The organism is Methylobacterium sp. 1A (genome assembly GCF_058072805.1).
The window spans coordinates 4,103,646-4,119,634 of the sequence record NZ_JBYQVE010000001.1 but is presented as its reverse complement, the minus strand read 5'-3'; the positions used below and the strand labels follow the sequence as shown (position 1 = coordinate 4,119,634).

The 15,989-nt window shown below is 69.9% G+C and carries 9 protein-coding genes and 1 pseudogene; 3 read left to right on the top strand and 7 right to left on the bottom strand.

From position 1 onward, the window contains the following. Positions 1-99: 99 nt before the first annotated feature. The 3 genes from ACX9MN_RS19875 to ACX9MN_RS19865 all read left to right on the top strand — a co-directional run bounded on the left by ACX9MN_RS19875 (position 100) and on the right by ACX9MN_RS19865 (position 4,447). Positions 100-1,443, top strand: a complete 1,344-nt coding sequence (locus ACX9MN_RS19875) for a coagulation factor 5 8 type domain-containing protein (RefSeq protein WP_489725182.1) — start codon at positions 100-102, stop codon at positions 1,441-1,443. A 78-nt stretch (positions 1,444-1,521) separates the two neighbouring features. Continuing rightward, positions 1,522-2,766, top strand: a complete 1,245-nt coding sequence (locus ACX9MN_RS19870) for a hypothetical protein (RefSeq protein ID WP_489725181.1) — start codon at positions 1,522-1,524, stop codon at positions 2,764-2,766. A 22-nt stretch (positions 2,767-2,788) separates the two neighbouring features. Then, entirely contained in the window at positions 2,789-4,447 is a 1,659-nt protein-coding gene (locus ACX9MN_RS19865; RefSeq protein ID WP_489725180.1) for an SGNH/GDSL hydrolase family protein, read from the top strand. Positions 4,448-4,496: 49 nt separating this feature from the next. Here the strand turns inward: ACX9MN_RS19865 and ACX9MN_RS19860 are convergent, their stop codons facing one another. The 7 genes and pseudogenes from ACX9MN_RS19860 to ACX9MN_RS19830 all read right to left on the bottom strand — a co-directional run bounded on the left by ACX9MN_RS19860 (position 4,497) and on the right by ACX9MN_RS19830 (position 15,845). Continuing rightward, positions 4,497-6,881 (bottom strand): glycosyltransferase family 2 protein, encoded by a 2,385-nt coding sequence (locus ACX9MN_RS19860; protein WP_489725179.1) that lies wholly within the window; start codon positions 6,879-6,881, stop codon positions 4,497-4,499. Positions 6,882-6,933: 52 nt separating this feature from the next. Next, the gene (locus ACX9MN_RS19855) at positions 6,934-7,350 is read right to left on the bottom strand and encodes a hypothetical protein (protein WP_489725178.1); all 417 of its coding nucleotides are present in this window, start codon (positions 7,348-7,350) and stop codon (positions 6,934-6,936) included. Between the two features lie 165 nt (positions 7,351-7,515). Further along, positions 7,516-8,571, bottom strand: coding sequence for a glycosyltransferase family 2 protein (locus ACX9MN_RS19850; protein ID WP_489725177.1), 1,056 nt, complete (start codon positions 8,569-8,571; stop codon positions 7,516-7,518). 43 nt (positions 8,572-8,614) lie between these two features. Beyond that, on the bottom strand, positions 8,615-10,768 hold the full coding sequence (locus tag ACX9MN_RS19845; protein WP_489725176.1) for a glycosyltransferase family protein: 2,154 nt from the start codon (positions 10,766-10,768) through the stop codon (positions 8,615-8,617). Positions 10,769-11,369: 601 nt separating this feature from the next. After that, a pseudogene (locus ACX9MN_RS19840) lies at positions 11,370-12,005 on the bottom strand (DedA family protein); the annotation flags it as partial. Between the two features lie 127 nt (positions 12,006-12,132). Next, complete coding sequence (locus tag ACX9MN_RS19835) at positions 12,133-13,176, bottom strand: NAD-dependent epimerase/dehydratase family protein (RefSeq protein ID WP_489725175.1); 1,044 nt, start codon at positions 13,174-13,176, stop codon at positions 12,133-12,135. Then, entirely contained in the window at positions 13,173-15,845 is a 2,673-nt protein-coding gene (locus tag ACX9MN_RS19830; protein ID WP_489725174.1) for a glycosyltransferase family 61 protein, read from the bottom strand. Before ACX9MN_RS19830 ends, ACX9MN_RS19835 begins: the two co-directional genes overlap by 4 nt. Positions 15,846-15,989: the final 144 nt, after the last annotated feature.

The window sequence follows — 15,989 nt, the reverse complement described above, 5'->3', positions numbered from 1 at the left end:
GCCCGCGCACGCCCGGGTGACGGGACCCGGGCGCCCGCCTCGACAGAGTGGGGCTCGGGGCACGGGCCTCGGACCGCTCCCTTCGCACCGCGAGACGCGATGAACGGCGACCTGATCGATGCGGCGTTCGGCCGGCCCTGGCACCGCGCGGACGCCGCGGCCGGCGCGACCGATCACCCGGCCGGCTCACCGAGCTTCCAGGTCGATCTCGGCTTCCGCTGCCCGATCCGCCGCGTCGAGATCGCGACCATCTCGGCTTCGCCGCCGCGCCTCGCCCTCTCCGACGACGGGCAGGCCTGGCGCACGGCCGACCTCGACGCGGCCCGGAGCGGGCCCGCGAGCCTGGTGCTCGCCACCGGGGAGGGCGCCTGGGCGCGCCACGTCCGCGTCACCCCGGACGGCCCCGCCGGAGGGGCGCCGCCGGAGGCGCGGGTGCTGTGCGACCGGGCGGATTTCGACCTCATCGCCCTGCGGCGCGTGCTCGACGTGCCCTTCGACATGGCCGACGAGCGGCCCGGCGCGAACGTTTACGTCTCCTACCGCCTCGTCGGCGCCGAGCGGCCGCGCTCCCGCGCCCTGGTCGGGCTCGCGCTCTACGAATGCGGCGCCTTCGGCAACTGCCTGATCCAGCTGCTGCTCGCCATCGGCATCGCCCGCAACCTGAACCTGAAATACATCAAGCTCCCGGCCGCCGACCGGAGCGAGGTGATCGGCCTGACCGGCCCGCTGACCTGCGGCGGCCTCACCTTCATCCCCGGCTCGGAGCCGCTGCCGGAGGCGGGCGCCTTCCTGTCGGGGATGTATTTCGACCTCGGCATCCAGCAGCTCGCCGGCACCCTAGGCCCCGACGAGACACGGGACATCGTGCGGACTTGCATCCGGCCGCTGTTCAACCGTCTGCCGGCGGAGATCCCCGCCAAGCCCGACGACGAGTTGCTGATCCACATCCGCTCGGGGGACATCTTCAGCACCTGGGTGGCGCCGACCTACCCGCAGCCGCCGCTCGCCTTCTACCAGATGGTGATCCGGCGGCTCCTGGCAGAGGGCCGCATCGCCCGGATCAAGATGGTGTTCGAGAACCGGCTCAACCCGGTGATCCCGGCGCTGGAAGCGTGGATCGCCGAGATCGGCGTGCCGCTGACGACCCAGAGCGGCTCCCTCATCGACGACGTCGCGGCGCTGATGAACGGGCGCTACCTCATCTTCGGGCTCGGCACGTTCGGGCCGGGGGTGTGCCAGCTCTCCGAGCACGTCGAGCAGGTCTTCTACTTCGCCTCAGGCTGGCCGCAGCATTTCAAGAGCATCCCGACCATCGGACGGGTCGTGGAGGTGCTGGACGTCGCCGGCGGCTACACGAAGGTCGGCGAGTGGGACAACTCGCCCGAGCGCCGCGCGCTGATGCTCGCGTATCCGGCTGAGAACCTCGCGTTCGACGACGCCTGAGCCCGGCCCCGCCGCGGCCGCCTTGCCGAAGCCGGCAAAACCGGTGACAAGCCCTCGAGCCACCGCCGGAGGACAGACTTGGCCAGCGCTGACCCATCCCCCGAGGCCCTGCAGGTCAACGCCTTCGACATGCACCGGGCCGAGGTGCTGATGCGGCTGCGGCGCCGGCTCCGGCCGCGCCACACCACCCTGGTCAGCTTCGCCGCCAAGTACCACTACGTCGAGAGCCAGCGGCGGCTGGTGGCCTCGGCCGCCGCCACGGGCGATTTCGACACGATCGAGAGCTGGTCCCCCGACCGGCTGCGCGCGACGCCGTTCTACCGGGAGCACCGGGAGATCCTCGACCGGTCCCGGGGCGCCGGCAACTGGGCCTGGAAGCCCTACGTCATCGCCGAGGCGCTGGAGAAGCGCCGCGACGGCGACTTCGTCGTCTTCAGCGACACCGGCATGCAGGCGGTCGGCGACGACCCGCTGCCGCCGGTGGCGCCGCTGCTCACCTGGCTCGACGGCTCGCAGCACCGGGTCGCGGTGGGCGTGCTGCACGGGAAGCCCCAGCGGGCCTGGACCAAGCGCGACTGCTTCGTGCTGATGGACTGCGACGCGGCGCGCTACTGGGACGCCGACCAGATCCAGGCCTCCTGGATCGCCTTCATGGTGAGCCCCGCCACCCGCCGGCTCGTGGCCGAGTGGCTGCGCTACGCGGGCGATCCGCGGGTCGTCACCGACATCCCGAACCAGATGGGGCTGCCGGATCTCGAGGGCTTCATCGACCACCGCTTCGACCAGAGCATCCTGTCGAACCTGATCTACAAGCTAGACCTAGAGATCCCGCCGCTGCGCCAGCCGTCCAAGCAGATCCGGACGCTGATCGACGAGCTGGAGATGGACACGCTGGTGGCGATGCGGCCCTCCAAGAACATCGCGCTGGGCAAGACCTGGACGGCGAGTTCCGCCTCCCCCTGGTCGGGCACCACGGGAATCTACGGCGAACGCACCACCGGCGACCCGTCCTTCTTCTTCCACACCGGGCTCGACCGGGATCCCTGGTTCGTCCTCGATCTCGGCGCGGTCGAGCGGGTCTCGGAGATCCGGATCTACAATCGCTGGGGGCAGCTCAGCGAGCGGGCGCAGCTGATGCGGGTCTGGCTGGGCGAGACCGACGGCGATTACCGCCTCGTCTTCGACGCCGTGGATGCCCACTGCCATCCCGGCCTGCCCCTCCACCTGCGGTTCGATAACGCGCGGTTCCGCTACCTCAAGATCGATCTCGACGAGGAGCAGCACCTGCACCTCGACGGGATCGAGATCTTCGCGGCGCGCTGACGCCGTCCCGGATCGCGACGGCATGAGCACGCCGATGCAGGACAAGCCGCTGTTCCCGTTCGGGCCGATCCTGTTCTTCGGCGATTCGGTCACGGCGGAGCTGGTCGCCGAGACACCGGTGCTCTTCTCCGGCCCGCAGACGGTCGCGCGCGGAATCGCCGGGCAGTCGATCCGGGACATGGGCCGCCGGCTTCGCTCCGAGATCGCCCTCTACGGTGCCCGCGGCCTCCACCTCATCGGCGGCCGCGACGACATCCTCAGCGGCAGGGGCGTACCGTCGCTGGACAGCATCGTGACCGACTTCGCCGCCATGCTGCAGGACGCGCGCGACCTCCACGTGCGGACCTGGGTCGGCTCGGTTCCCCCAGTGGATCCGGCCTCGCCGGCCGCGGCCGGTTTGCCGATCCCGCTCATCGGGCAAGTCAACGCGTGGCTGCGCGCTCACGTGCAGGCGTACGGGGCGCAGTTCATCGATTACGACGCCGTCCTGGCCACCGAAGCGGGTGCGCTCAGGCCCGATCTCAGCGACGACGGCGTCCGGCTCAACGCCGTCGGCTACGCGGCGCTCAGGGACACAATGATGGCGGCTCTGACCGCGCCGGAAGTCGAGCAGATCTGGGCCCCGCCGGAGAGCGAGGACGCGGCGCGCCGGCGCAAGTTCCTGCACCATTTCGGCTATCTCGACTCGAACACGCGCTATCCGAGCCCGTTCATCCAGTTCGCCGGCAAGCCGGGGGCGAGCCATTACGGCGTCCCGTTCGACGCCGACGGCTTCCTGAACGCCGCCCCGATCGTCGAGCGCAAACAGGAGGGCGAGACCCGGATCCTAGTCGTCGGCGACTCGACCACGATCGACGGCGGCGACATCGCCAACACCCTGCCGGGCCGCATCGAGCGGATCCTGCGGGCCGACGGCTTGGAGAGCGCGAAGGTCTACAATTTCGGGGTGATGTCGAGCTGCCTCACGCAGATGACCCACCTGATCTGGTCGCGCCTGGTGACCTACAGCCCCGACGTGATCCTCGTGCTCAGCGGCAGCACCGACCTGTTCCAGCCCTGGACCTACGATCCCCGGCCGGGCCACCCCTACAACGCCTTCATCACCCAGCGGCTCTACGACCACTTCTTCGACACGCACGATCCCCGCGCCCGCGAGGACGGCCTGTCCTACGAGGCGCTGATCACGCTGATCTACGAGGAGCTGAAGCGGCTGCGGGCCGAGGTGGGCTGGCAGAGCCCCGGCTGGGAGGACGCGATCGTCCACCATTACGAACTGGCGGCGCACCGGCTGACCAAGCTGTCCCACGACCACGGGGTGCCAATCGTCAGCGTCCTGCAACCGACGATCCTGCGCAAGCGCCACCTCACCGAGGTGGAGAGCGGCGTCGCCTCGGGGGCGTTCCTGGCCTATCTCGACCGTCAATACGCCAAGCTGGAGGCATTCACCGCGCAGCTCGCGGCGCGGCGCCCGTACCGGCGCACCTTCACGGCCCTCGACCTCAGCGGCATCTTCCGAGATCGGGAGGAGGGAACCTTCTACGACATCGTCCACTACGACGATCCCGCCCGCGAGATCGTCGCGGCCCGCTTGGCCGCCGAGATCCGCGGCGCCCTGAACCGGGCCCGCACCCGCACGCCGCTGGCCCGGGTGCGACACCTGCTCGGCGGTCGGCGGCGATAGGGCCGGCTCGAAGTGCGCCACCCCGCGTGTCGCGACGCCCCGCCCGGGATCAGCCCCGCTCGGCCGCCCGCTTCACCCGGTGGGTGAAGATCACCGAGAGCCAGGGTACGACCTCGTGCTCGACCTCGATGGAGAGCAGCACTTCGAGGTGGAGCGCGTAGGGCAGGGTGAAGCGGAAGCCGCAGCGGGCCTCCTCCATCGTGGTCGGCATGTCGCCCAGCACCGCCGCGATCACGTCCGGCCGGTGGACGTCCGCGGGGATGCGCTGGACCTCGCCGTCGGCCTCCACGATCAGCGTCGCCTTGGCGCGGTTCGCCGAGACGACCCAGCCGGCCAGCACCACCTGCCCGTCCTGGATCTCGGACCAGACCCGGTCCTGGGGGGCCTCCAGGTTCGCGCGGGCGAAGGAATCCGGCAGCTCGCCGTCGAGCTCGGCCACCGTGCAACCGACCTCGTACTTCTCGAAGCCGCGCCCCTCGCCGAAGATGGCGGCGAACTCCTTCTGGTACTGTGCGATCCGGGTGTTCTTGATGTCTTCCGGCAGGCCCGACCACTGGCCCTTCTCTTGGACCGTGTAGACCGAGAGCAGCTCCCGCAGGAACGCGATCCGGCCCTTGTCGGCGACGTAGAGGTTCATCAGCCAGTCGGCCGCCGAGGCGTTCGCGTAATAGGCTTCCGGCACCCGGCGCAGAGCCTCGGCGCGGTAGAAGCAGCACGAGAAGTTCGCGGTGAGCGGCGAGTTGGCCAGGACCGGGAAGCTGATCGTGCCGGTCGGATAGCGGCCCTGCTCGTCGTGCGGGACGTAGGAGCCGGTTGCCGGGTAGTGGAGCAGCACCCAGTTGAAGCACATGTCCAGCTTGCGGTCGTTGCGCAGCATCCGCATCTGCATCGCGATCTTGCGGTCCGACAGCCAGTGATCGTCCGCCTCGCAGAAGGCGATGTACCGGCCCGTGCAGGCGGCGAGGCAGTCCTGCATGTTGCGCAGCATGCCGAGATTGTGCGGCCGGGGCCGCACCGCGATCCGCTCCGGGTCGCGCGCCCGGTAGCGCTCGACGATCTCCGCGGTGCCGTCGGTGGACTTGTCGTCGCCGATCACGACCTGCAGCCGGAACAGCCCGCGCTGGCCCAGCACCGCGTCGAGACAGCGGCCGATATGGGCGGCGTGGTTGTAGGCCGTGACGATGACGCTGACCGTGAGCTGCTCCATGAGCCACGCGCGCAGGGCGTCGGGGTCGCCAGTGAGCACCTCGGGGGCGTCGAGGCCCATATCGTGCAGGGCCGTCCGGGCGATGTCGGGGTTGGCGTCGATCAGGCGCCCAAGGCTCGGCACGTCCTCCTCGTCGAGATAGGCCTCGGCCAGCCGCCGGAAGATCGACTTTTGCGCGGCCTCGTAGCCCGCCGCGTAGCGGCCGCCGAAATGGCCGCGCAGCTTGCGGAAGAACGCGATCTCGGAGTTGCCGAGCTTCTTGTGGCGGGCGAGCTCTGTGGCGTAGGTCGCCCACATCCCGGCGGCGTGCTTGCGGTAGACCGCCATCACCTCCGGCAGGAAGCCGACGCGCCCGACCTCGGCGTGCATCAAGTGGACGTACCAGTCGCCGGGGGCGATGCCCTCGTCGAACACGAACGCCTCCTCGCCGTGGTAGCGCCAGCGGTAGAGCACGCTGTTGGTCTGGACGAAGTTGTGCGCCACGAGGTCGGACAGCGACGGCTGCGGGCTGCACTGCTTCGGGTACAGCTCGTCGACCCCCGGCATGTCCTCGTAGACGACGCGCACCCGGTGGAAGCAGAGGGTGAATTCCGGGCGCGCCCGCAGGAAATCGACTTGCCGCTGGAGCTTGCGCGGGTCGGTCCAGTAATCGTCGCCCTCGCAGATCGCCACGAACTCGCCGCGGGCACGGGACGTGAGGTCGGCGAAGTTCCGGTTCGGCCCGAGATTCTCGCCGCGCAGGACCGCCACGAGGTTGGGGTGGCGCGCGGCGTACTCGGCGATGATCTCGGCGGTCCCGTCCGTGGAGCGGTCGTCGCCGACCAGCAGCTCGAAGGGGAAATCCGTGGCCTGGCCGAGGATGCTCTCCAGCGTCTGCCGGATGAAGGCCGCCTGGTTGTAGCTGATGCACAGGACCGAGACGACCGGCCGGTTCCAGGCCGGCGCGGGCTGGGTCTCGGCGCGTCCCCGTATCCAGGCCGCGAAGGGATTGACGAAGCTGCCGTCGAAGGTCTCGTCCGGCGGCGCGTTGAAGTCGGCCCGAGGCCGGCGCCCGAGCCGGGCGCCGTACTTCACGTAATGTTCGAGGGGCGACAGGTCAGTGAGACCCACGTCGGGATAGCGCGTCGCGTAGCCGATATGGTCGAACAGGCCGCTGGCGTAGATCGTCGCGAAATCGTCCTGCCACGGCTCGAGCGCCGGCACGGCCTCTCCTGCACCGTCCTGCATCGATCAGATCCCTCGAACGCGCGTCAGCGGGCCCCTTCCTCAGACCGGACCCTCAGAGGGTGCTGGGGAGGCGCCCTTCCTCGGAGCCGTGGTTGTAATAGTGCTGCGTCGGATCGGCGCCGGCATTCGCGACGTCGTCGTTGCACGCGAGGTAGTACTGGCGGTCGAACAACCCGGAGGTTTCGAGCCATCCGAGCATCGTCGCCTCGGGCACGACGGGGGCACGATCGGGCGTGGTAGCGGCAACCTCGCGGTAGAGATGCGTGAACCGGGCGATCCGGGCGGCCACCTCCTTGGCAGCGGGCCTGCGGACCGAGGAAGCGACGACGCTCGACTGCTCACCGGGGCGCCGGCGCTGGAGGTCGGCCTCGGCCAGACGTACCAGACGGGCGAGTTCGCCCTGGGCCTCCTTGAGCCGTGCCTGGGTCTCGGCGAGCTCGGCCCGCAGCGCTTCCACGTCCTCGCCCACGGTCGGCTCCGTCTCAGTCGCGACGCTCTCAGGAGCTGGCGCGCATGGGCGCGGCGTGAACGGCCGGGGACCGGCGCGACAGCGCGCTCCTGTCGGGTGAGGCGGGGTGATACGATTGCCCCCCTGAGCGGTCAACCCTGAGGCATCGGCGCGCCCGGCCGCGTGTCAGCGCGGCATCAGCAGTCCGACGACGCGGCGCAGCGCCAGGGCGTCCTGCACGGGGGAGGGGGCGGTGCGGAAGCCGCCCGCCGCCCCGGCCTCCGTCGACAGCCAGGCGGGCTGCGTCACCGGGTCCGGAAAGAGCTGCCGGGCGACGGTTTCGATCGGCACGCCGGTGAACCAGGGCGCATAGGTCGCGGTGAAGAACCGGAAGTAGACCGGCCAGTTCTCGGGCGTCGGTGCCAGCCGGTTGTCCGTCGCCCCCCGGGCGATCAGTGACAGATAGGTCTTCAGCGCCGCCGATCCCTCGCCGTGCATCAGGTCGCCGGTGGATTTGAGCGTGTTGGTCGCATGGGTCCGGTAACTGAGGTGCGGGGTCGGCACGAAGACCGGCTCCACGTGGACCATGCAGCGGATGAGGAAGTCCCAGTCGTGGCACATGCGGTAGGCCGCAAAGGGGCCGACCGTCTCGTAGAGCCCGCGCGAGAAGACGAGGTTGCCGCTCGTCACCGCGATGTTGTGGCGGAGGAGCGCGAAGCCGACGGTCGGGCAGGCCCCCGCCTGGCCGAGGACGTCACGGTACCACGTGCGGACTGGGTCGTCCTCGGCGAGCCGGGCACCCGAATCGTCCATGAAGTCGACACTCGTAAAGGCGATGAAATCACCCTCCGGCGGCAGCGCATCGCAGATCACCCGGAACCGGTCGGGGGCATAGGCATCGTCTGAGTTCAGGATGGTGAGCGCGTCGCCGCTGGCCTTGGACAGGCCGAGCGCGATCGCCGCATGCGCCCCACCGTTGCGGTCGAGCAGCGCGCACTGGATCCGGACAGGTCCGGCATAGCCCTCGATCGTCCGGGCGATGACGGCCCGCGACTCGTCGGTCGAGCAATCGTCGACGATGATCAGCTCGTCGACCGGGCGGTCCTGGTCCAGGACGGAGCGGATCGCCTGCGCGATGTAGGCCGCGTGGTTGTAGGATGGGATGACGACCGAGATCCGCCGCGCCGTCGGCGGGCGGGCTTCGGGCCGCGGGCGCGCGGACTTGGTCAGGAACCGCAACATCGGCGCGTGCACCTATCTCCGCGCGATCCGCCGGGCCGCGTCTCTACGCGGCATCGAGCTGTCCCCGAAGCAGGTCGAGGCGCGGCCGCATCTGCCGCTCGAAGCTGTATTCCCGCAGGATGGCGAGCCGGCCGGCCTCGCCGAGCCCCCGGAGCGCTTCGCGGTCCCCGGCGTAGAACTCGATCCGGGCGGCGATCCTGTCGGCGTCGCGCGTGATCAGCTCGAATTCTTCGCCGGGCAGCATGGCGGGGGTCCCGTCGAGCCGGCGGTTCAGGGCAAGGGAATCGGAGAGGAACATCGCCACGCCGCGCAGGCCCGCCTCGACGCAGGATGTGGTCGGGAAGCCGTCGAAGGATCCGCGGCCGCCGTCGCGCTCTATCGGCGATTGGTTGGGCGAGATGACGATGTCCATGCCGGGATAGAAGTCCTGGAAGAACGAGGCCGGCTGCACGCCGTGGAAATGGACACGGTCGATCCGCGTGAGGCCGAGCAGGTCCGGCGTCCAGTCGCCGACATAGTGCCACTCGAAGCGCGGATCGTCCGCGTAGCGGCGGACGAGGTCGGTGAAGACGTCGCAGCCCTTCTCGATGCCGAACTCCGTATAGCGCTGCGCCACGAAGCAGATCCGGATCGTGTCCTGCAGCGGATGCCCGATCCGCGAGCAACGCGCGCTCGCCGCGACATTCCAGCAATCGGGCGAGACGGCGCCGAAGACGAAGGCGATCTGATCCGGATCGCACCAGCCCCGGTCGAGCAGGTAGTCGCGCTGCAGGGTATGGGTCGTGAGCACCTTGGCGAAGCGGCGATCGCCGAGCACGCGCCGGAGCTTGGCATCCGACACGGGATCGTTCGGCATGAAGCCGCCCCCAGGATAGAGGGTGAAGACGAAGCGCTCGGCGCGCAGGTCCGGGTTCGAGGTCAGCAGCACGGCGGCGTTGTGCAGGAAGGTCGTGTGCAGGACCTTGGCGCTGAGATCGTGGCCGGTGTTCAGGGCGCGCACCCGGCCGGCCAAGGTCGGATGCTCCGCCTCGAACTGCCGCACTTCGTCGAGGAAGGTCCGGTCCGGCCGGTAGCGGTCGATGTCGCGCAGCGACGAGGCAACCCGGCTGTCTGGGATGGCGGACAGATAGGTGAGGAGTTCGCCGTAGCGGAACGCCGAGAACCGGGACGGGAAGCTCGAATCGACGAGGAGGAGGCCGGTTCCTCGGAGCGGGGCCGGCCGGATCGGCCCCGTCACCTGCGGGTGGGCGGCCCAGGCCTGGTTGGCCGCCTGCCACGCTTGCGGCGCGAAATCCGGAACGGCGCGGCTCTCGGCATGGAGCCGCTCGGCCTGGGTCCGGTCGCGGGCGAGGAGGTCGTGGAGGGCTCGGGTATGGGTGCTGGCATCGCCGAGTTCGAGGGCGAGGCGCGCCTGCTCCTCGGATCCCACGAGCCGGCCCCAGGTCCGGAAGATGACCGCGAGGCGGAATCGGAACAGGGCCGGATCCTCGCAGCCCACCGCTAGGGCGATCTCGTAGGCCGCCGCTGCGGCCCCCAGCCGGCCCAGCGTCTCGGCCTGGTAAGCGGCCAGACCGCATCGGGCGATCAGGCCGGCGCCCTCGACCTCCGCGGCTGCGCGGGCAGCCTCGAGCGCCCCGTCGCGCCGCCCTAGGGCGAGCAGCGCTCCGACGCGCACGAGGAGCGCTTGAAGGCCGGCGACCGGGCCGCCCGCCAGCAGCGCGAGCGCCGCCGCGGGATCGTTGGCGTGCAGCCGCTCGGACGCGGCCTGGACCCGTGCATAGGGGTTTTCTGGATCGTGGGTCAGCGCCGCCGCACTGGCCTCGGCGAGGGCGCGGCCTTCCAGGAGGTTGGGCAGCCGCCCTTCCGCGGCCCCGTAGTTAAGGTAATGGCCCAGGGGATTGACCCCGGCTGCGGCGATATCGGGATAGAGGGTCAGATAGGTGTGGGTGCTGAACAGCGGACCGGGATCGAGCCCGATCGCGGCGCCATGAACGCAGTAATGCTCGGCCGGGCTGAGGCTGGATACCTCCGCGGCCGACACTTGCGCCCGATAGAAGGCCGAATCGAAGAGGGGATTCGGGTCCAGTTCGGAGCACCAGCCCTCGGCCGCGTAGGCTACCGGCGTCGCGACGCCGCGGTGACCGTAGCGGCGGATCACCGAATCCGCGTCGAACAATCCAGCCAGATCCGGATGCATGCCGTCGTCCGTTTCTCTCGGCGCGCCCTCACGAGCCGGCTCCGGACGGAAGGACGTCTGGCCGTCCGGCCGGCGCGCTCATGTCCTGCCGAGCCGTAGCGCGGGGGCTTCTCGCATAGCGGGTCCCGTGTGCCTACCCTGCCCGACGGCGGAGGGGGTGCTTGAGCGCGGGCTCGCTCCCTCAGGCCAACGCGCCGTTGGCCCGCTCTGCGGTGTCGGGCGCGGCGCCCGGGCCCGTCAGACGCCAGCCGATGACGATCAGGAGAACGACCGGCACGACGAGGATCAGCGCGGCGCCGAGGATCCCGACATGGCCGACGAGGCGTCCGTAGAAGCCACCGGTGACGCCATCATGCCACGAGACCAGCGTCATCACGACGGCCGACGCGACGACGAGGGCGGGGATCTTGAACCACAGGGGCAGGGCTCGTCGGCGCGACGGCACGATCGCATCGAGGCCGGTCTCGCTCCGGCCGGCTTCCCGCTGGGTCAGGAGTGCTTCGACGTGGTCGGCGAAATCCGCCTGTATCCGGTCGCGCCGCGCGGCGTCGTCGTCGCGCGCAAGCGGCGCCGCCTGCGGCGCGGTCCCGTCCGGCCCCTCCAGCGGACCCGGGATCGCCGCCTCGGCGGCGACCATCAAGCGCGCCTCGTGCCGGCGCATGAACAACCAGAGTGCGACGGCGCCCATCAGGACGAAGGCCAGCAGCCCGAGGCCGACCGGCCCCATGACGTTCTCGATGGAGCGCCCGCAGAGATACGCACCGAAGCCCATGATCGAGGCCCAGGCGACACCGCCCAGCGCATTGAAAGCGAAGAAGCGGCGGGCGTCGAGCTTGTTCACGCCGGCAAGCACCGCCGCATAGGCGCGCAGCATCGCGGTGAAGCGGCCGAAGAACACGATCTTCCCGCCGTGCCGGCGGAACAGGTATTGACCGAGTTTGAGCCGGCCGTGATCGAGGCCGATCAGGTGCCCCTTGCGCAGGAGCAGGGGCAGACCCCAGCGGCGGCCGACCCAGTAGCCGGCATTGTCGCCCAGGATCGCCGCAGATGCCGCGATGGCCACCACCACGGCGATGTCGATTTTGCCGGTGCTGCCGGCATAGGCCGCCGAGGTCAGCAGGACCGTCTCGCCCGGCAGGGGCAGGCCGGCGCTCTCCAGCGTGATGATGACGAAGATCGCCAAGTAGCCATAGTGCGCGATTAGGTCGGCGATCGGCAGATCGTGCAGGAAGGACATGCGGTCTCCGTGCGGCTCGCAGGTCGCGCTGTCGACGACAAACGTGGCCGCTCCGGGGCGGAATGACGATCAAGCCTGCCGCACAGGCTCCGTCGCGCCGTCGGCCGCGACGGCGGTCACGGGCGCTTCATCCCTCATGGGCGGGGTGCGCCGCCGCAGCGCCCGCTCCGATCTCAGCGAGATGGCCGCGCATCCACGCGATGGTGCTGATGAGGCCCTCGCGCAGGGCGACGCGCGGTTGCCAGTCGAGCTCGGACCGGATCAGCGCGGTGTCGAGGACGTTGGCAGGCACGTCGGCGGCGCGGCTCGGCTTGTGGATGCAGGGCAGGCGATCCCGGCCGAAGGCCACCTCCAGCTCGGCGATGATCTGGTTGACGCTTAGGCCCCTGCCGCTGCCGACATTCAGCACCTTGTGCGGCCCGTCATAGGACACCGCGGCGAGGAACGCGTCGCTGACATCGTCGACGTGTAGGAAGTCGCGCACCACCTCCCCGGTCCCCCAGACCTCCAGCGGCAGGTCCAAGAGGACACGGTGGATGTAGCTTCCGATCAGGCCCTGGTGCTTGGTGCCGAGCTGGAACCGGCCATATGGGTTCGCAATTCGGAGGATCTGGTAGTCGATCCCGTGGAGATGCCGGTACAGATGGAGCGACTTCTCGATCATCAGCTTGCCGATGCCGTAGGCCGAGATCGGGTCGGTCGGCGCCTGCTCGGGGATCGGTATGGCTCGGGGAATACCGTAGATCGCGCCGCCGGAGGACGAGAATACGAGCTTCTTGATCCGGGCCGAGCGGCAGATCTCGAGCAGATGCAGGGTGGCGATCGGCGCGGCGGCCAGTTCCGCGGACGGATCCCGGTTCGAACTTTCTGGGATCGAGCCGGCGATCAGGTGGAAGACGACGTCCTGACGCTCGACGGCGTTGGCGATTGCGAGGCGGTCGGCGAACTGGCCGGTGACCCGGGCGACACGTCGGTCGAGCACCTCGGACTGGATGTGGCTACGGCTGAAGCAAGTGACTTCGGCCCCCACCGCCGCGAGGCGGTTGCACAGGTTCAGCCCGAGGAAGCCACCGCCGCCCAGCACGAGGCAGCGGAGCCCCGCCATGGACGGCGCGGGCTGACCGGATCCGGCGGGATCGAGCGGCTGCGGGCCCTTCCGGGTCTCACTCATGGCCGAAATTCAGCGCCGTCTTGGATCGGCATGGGGGCCGGAAGGGCATCTCCTGGCCGCCGGCCCGGATCGGCGGGATCGGGCTCACGGGCCTCGATCATGCGCTCGACCAGTACCAGGGCTGAGCGCTGGAGCGCCTGCCGCGTCGGTTCGAGGGGCGCCTTCCCGCAGGCGCGGGCCGCCGCGTAGGCGGCCGCGTAGGCCGCGTCCCAGCCGGCGGCGAGGACTGACGGGCCCGCGGCCTCCAATGTGTCCCGAACGGTGCCCCAAGCCGCTTGATGGGCCGCGTCCCAGGCCGCGGCCCGAACGGCCGAGCCGGTCTGCCGCAGGGTCAGGTTGGCGACGGCCGCCCGCTTGCGCGCGCGCTTGAGGTGATCGCACAGGGAGACGAGTTGGGCGACGTCCTCGACCTCGGGCAGGTCGGCCAGTTCGTCCCCCTCCACGTTCAGCTTGGCGAGGCGGAACCACGCCGGCAGGTGGGTGCGGATCAGCCAATCGGCCACCAGGGCGACCCGCCGGCGCTCCTGTGCCGCTGAGCCGCGCGCGTCGACGAGGCGCGGGATGAGTGGCTGGATCAGGGCCTCGCGCGCCTCCTGCGGCAACCGATCACTCCACGTGCGGACGAAGACTGCGAGGCTCGGCGACGCGCAGGCTAGCGGATCCAAATGCGGGGCGCCCGCGAGGTGTTTCACCGCCTCCACGGCGCCGGGGTCACTCTCGGGGTCTCCATGCGGGACGGCCGCGAGCGCAGTGACGCGCGCGAGACGGTCCGGATCGACCTGCGCAGATTCCATGGTCTGTCCATCCCGAGGCGCGGATGCGTCGCGACGCGGCGCCTCGATCGGCCGGTCGTCCGCCCAAGGAACCGGGAACCCGGCCGCCACACCGGTGGCGATCTCAGTCTCGAGCGCCGCGACGGCGGCCACGACCTTCCCCGCGTCGACCGTGTAGCTCACGTGGAAGGCGTGTACGCCGGGGCGTGGGAGCGTGCGACCGCGTAGGAACAGGATCCGTGCGCCTCCCGGTTCTATGCAGCTGGTATAGCCCCGGAAATTGAAGGATAGCTCCTCATGGATCAGACCGAGGATCCGACATCCGGGTCTACAGAACAAGGTATTGCAGAGCGCCGAGCTGGATGAACCGACGACCAAGGCGGCCGAGTGGAACGCCTCGACCTGTTCGAGGAACGTCATCGTCTCCGGGTGAATCACCTCGAACCCCAAGGGGCGCAGTCGCTCAGCGATCTCCGCCTCGTTTATCAAGGCGCGCTGGGTGAAGGCCTTGCGCGAGATGAACAGGCGCCGGTCCGTCCGGTCCGACAGGATCCCGCGCTCGCGGGCGCGGTCGAGGATCTGCTGGCGCACGGCGGCGAAGACATCGGCCGGCCAGACCGTGTCGTAGAACGGGCGGCCGGGCTTCATGTCGAATGGGAAGAAGGCCGGCGCCGGCGCCATGCCGAGCATCCCGAATTCGACAGGTCTGGGCGGCAGTTTGATGACCGGCCGGTCACGCGTATCGAGCAGGCGAAGGATCTCCTCGTGCGAGCCCGGCATGTGGTCATCGATGCAGAGCGGGATCCCGTCCGGGCAGCGGGGATCGTTGTAGCAGAGCATCCGCGGCACGAACTCGAGCAGCCAATGGCCATAGTTCCGGCTCTGGAAACCGAACATCATCAGTCCGGCATCCAGCGACTGCGAATACTCAGGCACCTCCACGAGGGCACGCGTGGCGCCGAACGCGGCCGTCATGATCTGATCCGGATTGAGCCCATCCTGCAGCAGGATGTCCGGGCGACGCGGATGTGCGGCCAGATCGTAGACGAGCCTGTCGCCAGCGACGACGACGTTGCTGCGCGGGAATGCCCGGCACCCATCGAGGAAAGCGAGATATTGCGCAGGCATGTCGAGCCCGCCCGCTTCGGAGCGGAGGGCGGGCGGTGGTTCCAAGAAGCGCAGTTCGAGTGCCGCAATGCGGCGGGCGGGCCGGATTTCGGTGTATCGAGCGCCGCCCGCCGCCGCGAGGGCTTTCACGGAAATTAGGTCGTAGGCGGACAGAGGGCCGGAACCGGTGACGTGGCGCGTCTGCGCGTGGAGTGCGATCGCTGCATCGAAGCGCCCAACCTCCAGCAGGGCATCGAGCCTCAGGCGGCGCAGGTTCTTCACCTTGATGCTGAGCAGGTCTCCGTCCTCCGTCGTCACGCCCGCGTCGCCGCCATTGAGGTCGTAGGCGAGGCGGTAACAATGGAGGCACGGCTCGGGCTGGTTCCGGCACTCGTACGCCCATCCGAGCCGCAGCAGGGTCGTAAGCCCGTCCTGGATCAGCACGGGCACCTCACCGTCGGCGCGCAGGCCTGCGATGTAAGCCTCGGCCTCGGCGAACCGGCCGCCCTCGCATAGGTCGCGCAGTCGCGCCGTGGCGGCGGCCCTCGTCCAGCGCGCCGAGGGGCCGGGGACCAGGGCGGCGATCAGGTCATAGGTCTCGGCGGCGGCGCCGAGCCGTTCGTCGCCCTCGAGCCGGAACGCGAGGGTTTCGAGGTGCCGGCACAGCGCGCCGCGCCGCACCGGCTCGCGCTCCTCGGCGGCAAGGGTGCGGATCTGCGCGAGGACGTCCGGCGCGTTGTCGCGATGGACCATCCGGATCAGGTCGATGAAGGTCTGCGTTGGCCTCATGTCGGTTGCGCGCCTGATCGACCCTGCCCGTCCGCGCGCCGGTCGAACGGCGCACCCTCGCGGGCGGTGTACTGGAACCGGCGTGCCGTGACGAGATATCCGAATGCCCCTCTCCGGGGAGGGCCGGCGGACGCGGCGCTGGAG